Source organism: Nocardia ninae NBRC 108245, assembly GCF_007990755.1.
GTDB lineage: Bacteria > Actinomycetota > Actinomycetes > Mycobacteriales > Mycobacteriaceae > Nocardia > Nocardia ninae.
In genome coordinates, this window is the sequence record NZ_BJXA01000091.1 from 23884 (window position 1) to 30872 (window position 6989).

General features: G+C 64.3%; 8 protein-coding genes and 1 pseudogene. 4 read left to right on the forward strand and 5 right to left on the reverse strand.

Annotated features, from left to right (window positions below):
• Positions 1–5 precede the first annotated feature (5 nt).
• Positions 6–1310 (reverse strand): preprotein translocase subunit SecY, encoded by a 1305-nt coding sequence (gene secY, locus NN4_RS38545; protein WP_147141585.1) that lies wholly within the window; start codon positions 1308–1310, stop codon positions 6–8.
• A gap of 285 nt (positions 1311–1595) precedes the next feature.
• On the opposite strand from secY, the gene NN4_RS38550 reads away from it, so the two are divergent.
• Entirely contained in the window at positions 1596–2030 is a 435-nt protein-coding gene (locus tag NN4_RS38550) for a hypothetical protein (protein ID WP_147141588.1), read from the forward strand.
• 243 nt (positions 2031–2273) lie between these two features.
• On the opposite strand, the gene NN4_RS38555 is transcribed toward NN4_RS38550, so the two are convergent.
• Complete coding sequence (locus tag NN4_RS38555; RefSeq protein ID WP_147141591.1) at positions 2274–2861, reverse strand: hypothetical protein; 588 nt, start codon at positions 2859–2861, stop codon at positions 2274–2276.
• 337 nt (positions 2862–3198) lie between these two features.
• On the opposite strand from NN4_RS38555, the gene NN4_RS38560 reads away from it, so the two are divergent.
• Complete coding sequence (locus NN4_RS38560) at positions 3199–3585, forward strand: VOC family protein (protein ID WP_147141594.1); 387 nt, start codon at positions 3199–3201, stop codon at positions 3583–3585.
• 11 nt (positions 3586–3596) lie between these two features.
• On the opposite strand, the gene NN4_RS38565 is transcribed toward NN4_RS38560, so the two are convergent.
• The 3 genes from NN4_RS38565 to NN4_RS38575 form a co-directional block, all read right to left on the reverse strand.
• On the reverse strand, positions 3597–4169 hold the full coding sequence (locus NN4_RS38565; RefSeq protein ID WP_147141597.1) for a PadR family transcriptional regulator: 573 nt from the start codon (positions 4167–4169) through the stop codon (positions 3597–3599).
• Between the two features lie 9 nt (positions 4170–4178).
• A complete protein-coding gene (locus NN4_RS38570) occupies positions 4179–4910 on the reverse strand; it encodes a DUF8817 family protein (protein ID WP_147141601.1) in 732 nt (243 codons plus the stop codon).
• A 108-nt stretch (positions 4911–5018) separates the two neighbouring features.
• Positions 5019–6020: an NAD-dependent epimerase/dehydratase family protein gene (locus tag NN4_RS38575; RefSeq protein WP_147141604.1), complete on the reverse strand. Its 1002-nt coding sequence runs from the start codon at positions 6018–6020 to the stop codon at positions 5019–5021.
• A gap of 210 nt (positions 6021–6230) precedes the next feature.
• Between NN4_RS38575 and NN4_RS38580 the strand changes: the two genes are divergently transcribed.
• Entirely contained in the window at positions 6231–6560 is a 330-nt protein-coding gene (locus NN4_RS38580) for a type VII secretion target (protein ID WP_167768771.1), read from the forward strand.
• Positions 6557–6989: pseudogene (locus NN4_RS38585) on the forward strand (hypothetical protein); the annotation flags it as partial. The gene NN4_RS38580 and the pseudogene NN4_RS38585, both read left to right, overlap by 4 nt.

Genomic DNA, 6989 nt, shown 5'->3' on the forward strand with positions numbered 1-6989 from the left:
CATGTTCATCGCAGAAAGCCCTGGTAATTCCTGTTGAGCGCTTGGCTTTCGAGCTGTTTGACCGTGTCCAGGGCGACGCTCACCATGATCAGCGTGGAGGTGCCGCCGAAGGCCAGGCTCGACGCCGAACCGGACACGCCGAAACCCAGCACCAGGTTCGGCAGCACCGCTACGGCACCGAGATACAGGGATCCGGGCAGGGTGATCCGAGTGAGCACATGGCTCAGATGATCGGCCGTCGGCTTGCCGGGCCGATAGCCGGGGATGAAGCCGCCGAATTTCTTCATCTCCGCGGCACGCTCCTGCGGGTTCACGGTGATCGCGACGTAGAAGTAGGAGAAGAAGACGATCAGGGCGAAATAGCCGGTGACGTGGACCGGATGATCAATGTCGGCCAGATACTTCTGGATGAACTCCGCAACGGAGTTCCCCGGACTGAATTGCGCGAGCAGGTTCGGGAGGAAAAGCAGCGACGAGGCGAAGATGACCGGGATGACACCGGCCTGATTGACCTTCAGTGGCAGGTACGTCGCCGAACCGCCGTACATCTTCCGTCCCACCACGCGCTTGGCATATTGCACCGGAATCCGACGTTGACCCTGCTCGATGAAGACCACGCCGACGATCAGTGCGGCAATCGCGAAACAGACTCCCGCGAAGACGATTCCACCCCGGCTTTCCAGGATCGACCCACCCTGAGCGGGAATCTGCGAGGCGATGCCCGCGAGGATCAGCAGCGACATACCGTTGCCGGAACCCCGCTCGGTGATCAACTCGCCGAACCACATGACCAGCGCCGCGCCCGCGGTCATCACGAGCACCGCGGTGAGCATGGCGAAGAGCGAGCTGTCGGCGAAGATGTCATCGGCACAGCCGCGCAGAAGCTGGCCGCGCGCGGCCAACGCAACCAGCGTCGAGGCTTGCAGCAAGGCCAGCGCCATCGCCAGATAGCGGGTGTACTGCGCGATTTTGGCTTGGCCGGACTGCCCTTCCTGCCGCAATTCCTCGAAGCGTGGGATCACAACGGTCAGCAGCTGCGTGATGATGCTCGCGGTGATGTAGGGCATGATGCCGACCGCGAAAACCGAGAGTTGCAGCATCGAGCCGCCGGAGAAAAGGTTGATCAGCTGGTAGATGCCGGCGGACTCACCACCCGAGTTCAGCTCGATACAGCTGCGCACCGCCGCGAAATCCACACCAGGAGAAGGAACTATCGCGCCGAGTCGAAACAACGCCAGCAGTCCGAGCGTCCACAAAACCTTGCGCCGGAGTTCCGGGGTTCGGGCAGCCGAAATGAAGGCGGAAAGCACAGTAGCTCCTGATGGGCGCGACGCTGAGCAGCCGAGCGAATCCCGCACCTGTCGCGGGATCGGCTTGGCAGGGCTCTTCGACGGTATGGAAAGTCGGTGCCCACAAACGTCGGCCGGGAGACCGATTTCGTACTCCCCCGACTGGGGGAGTTATGCGGGGGGTGTTGAACGGGACTGCTGAAATAGCTGTCCCCCAGTGGATCTCGCTATCCCAGGCACATAGTGCGCGGTATGAGTGTGCTGCTTACCGGCGCGGCGTGACGTTCGGACTTGTAGGCTCCTGCTGTGAGTGCAACAGGGGCGGGATCGGTTGCCGCAGAAGGCCCGAAGAAGCGATGGTCGAAGTTCAGAGGGGTCGCCGCGCTTGTCGTCGTCGGCCTGTACATGGCCGGCTTGACCAGGTTGGTTGTCAGCGAGGACTGGGGTGACCTGACGGCGACTCGTCTATTCGGCATCACCCTTCTCGTGGCCAGCTTGCTGGTCTTGGTCTCAGTCGGGCTGGAAACCGGCGCGGTAGATGGTCCGCGGAAACGGTGGACAATCCGTAGACCGGTTGCCTCGCTGATCGTTGTCGCCTTGATCCTGGCAGGCCTCGCCACGTCGATCGTCCGCACCGGCACGGTCTGGAGCGACCCACTGGGGCAGCTGTTCATGCAAACGGCAGTGATCGGCTTGATGGTCTTCCTCATCATTGACGAACCCGGCCGAGTCCGACCGTAGGCTGCCCGCCGCTGTGCACGCGGCCGGACGGCCACCGCCATCGAGGGGTAGCACCCGTCCTCGACGAACGGCAGTCTGGCCGATACTGCCTACTGGCGGCCCGGGTACGCCGCTCGACGTACCCGATCGAGTGCTGAGCGACAGCGCGTGACGTATCAGCGGTGCGCCGCCCGTGTCTGGCCGGTCCAACATTGCAACGCCCCCGTAGTGGGGACGTTGCAGTACTGCATCGCTTCGAGGCGCTCAGATCTCGGTGGGGCTGAGATATTTTTGAAAGGCGGTTTTGAATCCGCTCAGGCGCATTGCCCAGATATCGACGGTCACGTCTTTCTTGTCCTCGGCTGTCATGCCCTCCTCCCGCAGCTTTTCCGCGGGAGTGGTGCCATCCTCCTTGATGTGCCGTACCAGAGCCTTGTGGTAGGCGGCCTGGGTATCGCTGATCCGTTCGGTTTTGCCGGGACACAGTTTCCACCGAGCTTCATTGGTGAGTTCGGCAGTTCCCAGCACTTCCTGGCGGGCTTCGGCGATCGGGTCTTTGGGCGCCTCCGGTGTGCCGAAGACGACCGGCAGGGCCTTCTTGTACACCGTGTCGATGTCTTTCAGCATCTTTTCCGAGAACTCATCCTTCGAACAAAACGCCTGATTGAGCTTCGTGTACTTCTCTGGCGTGATGATCTCCAGATCGGTGGCCGGCCCAGGCAGCGGCACCCGGAGCAGATAGGACGCCAGGTTCTGATCATCCGAGTCCGGGCCTGCCGCGGCTGTTCCGGCCGACCCCGAGAGCATGACGAGCGCGATCGTGGAGAGGGAAAAGGCGTGCAACTTCCGCATGTCGAACCTTCCGTCTGTCCGGGCCGTCGCCGGCCCAGAAGTTGGTTGATCGAACCTCGCGGCGGCCGCTCGCACCTGGATACGCGGCGCGCCGACGCAGTACGACTCGAGTAGCGAGCAGGACGCCCACATCGTCGCCCCGAAAAGCATTCGTCATACGCGACCACATGGATGGAAACGTAAGTGCGTTCGAGCGGGCGTGTCGCCCGTCAGTTATTCGAAAGATGCGGTCGGTCGTCACCGAACGGATCATCGCCAGGCGCAAATTGAGTGGCCGAACGGTCCGGTGCAGGGTTGAGTGGGAGAGCGCACCTGTTATCCACTGGGAGGTCTTGGCATGGCCAGTAAGTTCACCGAGCTCGCGATCGACTGTGCCGATCCCGCGAGCCTCGCTCAGTTCTGGTGTGCGGTGCTCGGTTACGAGGTGCAGGACGAAGAGGACGGGTTCGTTACCATCGGTTCTCCTTCGGTGCCGGAAGGGAGGGATCGTCCGGGTCCGGTGCCACCGACGTTGGGGTTCGCGCGCGTGCCCGAGGGGAAGACGATCAAGAACCGGCTGCACATCGATGTCAACCCGACCGACCGGGATCAGGACGAAGAGGTCCGTCGCTTGCTGGAGCTGGGTGCTCGGTACGCGGACGTCGGCCAAGGCGAGGTGAGTTGGGTGGTCCTCCTCGATCCGGAAGGAAACGAGTTCTGCGTCCTCGCCACCCGCTGCCCCTGATCATGCCAGCCTCACTGCCGAGTTTTGTCGTCTGCCATATCGAACGCGCCCGCCTCGAGGCGGCGGATGAGTCTAAGTGTCCATTCGGCGCGGCTGTCCGCGGTGTGCAACCACAGTCCGAGTACTTCGCCGACCGGTCCCCAGGTATCCAGATCGGTGCCGGGCGGCAGTTCGCCGGTGACGCTCCTCCGCCACTGCTCCATCATCTCGGCGCGTTGCCGCAGCAGGTCGATGGCTTCGGCGCGGGGGAGGTCATCGATGAGACCGACGGCGGCGGCGAGCATGTCCATCCGCGGATCCCGCTGTGAGAGAGCGGTGCGCAGCAGAGCGAAGTAGGCCTGGTCGCCCGCGTCGGTGACCTCGTATTCGATGCGCGGCGGCCCACCCGTGGTGCTCGGGGTGATTTCGTGCGCGATCAGCAGTCCTTCGCCGGTCATGGCTTTGAGCGCGTGATAGACGGAGCCGGACTTCACGCCCGCCCATTCATGGGCACCCCAGGATTCCAGGTCTGCGCGTACTTGATACCCGTGCGCGCGGTCCCGGCGCCGGACGGCGCCGAGAACGAGCAGGCGAACGGCGGACATGGGTTCCTTTCAGTCGGTGGTGGAGCTCAGAATGCGTTGCAGCTCATCGGCATTGGACAGGGCCTCGGCGAGGGCGACGCGGTCGGCGTCGGTCAACGGTATCGCCCGGCTGCGGTCGAGTAGTTGCCCTGCCAAGTCCGGGTCGCCCATCCGGACTGCCAATTCGGCTCGATAGGTCAGTGCGTCGACGAGGTCGACCGGTGTCGCGGTGTTCTGCTCGCGCGCCAGGGTGCCGTCGAGAATCTTTGCGCCGTGGGCATTGTCGCCGTGCGAATCGGCCATGACGACCGCGTTGTCCAAGGTCTTGCGTAGCCTGCCCAGGGGCGCGTCGACAGGCTGTTCCGGCGTTGCGGCCTTGGGGTGGAAGCGAATCCAGTTCCCGCCAGGATCGACCACCAGGAAACCGGTGAGATTGTCGGCGTTCTTGCGCTTGCGTGGCCGCGTCATCCGCGGTATTCCCGAGATCAGTAGCTTGCCGTGCACCGCGCGCATCCCCTCGGCGAAAGCGGCGAACAGCGCGCCGATATCGGGGACCAACACCACGCATGATCCGTAGGAATCGGCCGGAACGAAGCCCGGGATCGCGCCGAAGTGCAGGTGGATATCTTCCCATCGCATGACCAGGCTCGGGTTCGGGCGGGTCTGCCGGTAGGTCTGTTCGAAGCCGAGCATCCGGTAGAACTCGGCGACCTCGTCGATCGAATTGCAGGGCAGTATCGGCATAGTCATTTCGCCGGCCATCGAGAACACCCTCTTTCGGAGAAGCTAGCCAAATTTGGCTAGCTACGGAAAAAGTAGCACCCGGTGGGCGACTAGGCAAGCTTGACTAGTCGGTCCGGGTGCCGTTGGTCAGGCGATCTGCCGAGTATCCGGCGCCAGCGGGGTCGGGTCGGCGAAGAAGGCGACGAGGTCGCGGACGGTCTCGTCGGTGCAGCGCGGGCGGTAGTCGAGTTCGCGCTCGGCTTTGCCGTGGTCCACGACGGGAGCCGAAATCAGCGCGCCCAGTGCGGCTTTCGAGACGATGTCGGATTTGAAGGCCTTGCCGATCGGCGCCAGCAGTGGAATCGCCGCGCCGACGAGCTTGGGGGAGATGGCGAATCGGGGGCCGCGCTTGCCGCCGTGGCTCGCGGCCAGGCGACACAGGTCGAGCATCGAGATCATCTCGCCGCCGAGCAGGTAGTTCTCGCCGGTGCGGCCGCGCTCGGACGCCAGGACCAGGCCCTGCGCCACGTCACGGACGTCGACCAGGTCGAAGCCGCCGCCGATCATCGCCGGAATGCGGCCCTGCGCCGCGTCGCGCAGCGTGCGGTTGATGCGGGACAGCGGCTTGCTGTAGTCGAGGGGGCCGAACACGCCGGTGGGGTTGCAGAGCACCGCGTCCAGGCCCTGGTCGATCACCTTGCGCAGCGCGACCTCGCCGGTCCACTTGGAGCGGTCGTAGACGGGGAGAGTGGGATCGGTGGAGCGGGGCGCGCTCTCGTCGATCCGCCCGCCGCAGGTGTACTGGTTGAACGCGTGGATCGAACTGGTGTGCACCATGCGCCGCGCGCCCACCGCGAGCGCGGCCTCGGCGACGACCCGGACGCCCTCGGTGTTCACCTTCCACGCCAGGTCGTTCTTTTCGGCGAGGGTGACCACCGCGACCAGGTGATAGACGATCTCGGCGCCCTGCAGCGTCTCCCGCATCGACGCAGGATCCAGCACATTCCCGCTGACCCAGGTGACGTTCGGCTCTTCCGCCGTCGGTGGCACCACCCGATCGATGGCAGTCACCTCATGGCCGCGCGCGACCAGCAGGCGGAGCAGATTCGTGCCAAGGTAGCCGGCTGCGCCGGTCACTGCGACCTTCATGGCATCGAGAATATAGAACTTGTTCTAATTTGCAACACGTTCCAGTTTCCTTCCTATTCCCCCTGTGAACGTCGCGATGGGCTCGAAAGTTGCCGGTACCGTCCGCTATATTGAGCCCAACCGTAGCGGCCATGCCGTTCGGCATGGGCAGACGGTGACGACGAAGAAGTTCACGACACTGATGTGCACGACGATTTGGGGGGCAACTCGATGAGTGATCTCTCGGTAGAGACCGACGCGGTCCGGGCGTTCGCCGCCACGAACGCGGGCATCGCCGGTGATCTTGCGGGGGCAGGTAATTTCGACGCGGTCAAGAACGTCTCGGCACTCGTGCCGGTGTTCGGTTTGATCGGGGTCGACTACCTGGCAATGTTCGCCGCGGCACAGGTGCTGCAGGCGAAGGACATCAATGATCTGTCCGCCAAGTATTCCAAGCTTTCCGAGTCGGCGTTCAGCGCCGCCGCGGCCTACGACGCGACCGACTGGTCCAGCTCGGCCGCGCTCAACGCCATCGGCAACCAGATCGGCGGGGCGGTATGAAGCCACTCGACACGGGGGTGATCGCGCCGGAGGAGCATGCGATAGCGCACGCCGCCGATCAGAACGTGGCCATCAGTCAGCAGGCCGTGTTCGAGGCGACGCAGAACTCGGCCGCGCAGGCCGTGCTCGACGTGCCGCTCGGCCAGGTGCCCGACGATATACCGCCGATCGAGTCGCCGGAGTTCGTGCTGTCCAAGCGGATCAGCGACGAGCAGAACAACGCGCTCGCCACGCCGGCCGGACTGCCGGGAATGAACGGCAATCCCACGCCGGACGCGCAGAGCATCGTCGGCGTGCCGTCCGATGTCTCGGCCCTTCTGGGTGACACCCAATCCGCGCTGCAGCACGTGTCCGCGCCGGTGACGCAGGCGCTCGATCAGGCGACCGGCGTGCTGAACGGCGCACTCGGCTCGGCGCCGAGCTCGGCCG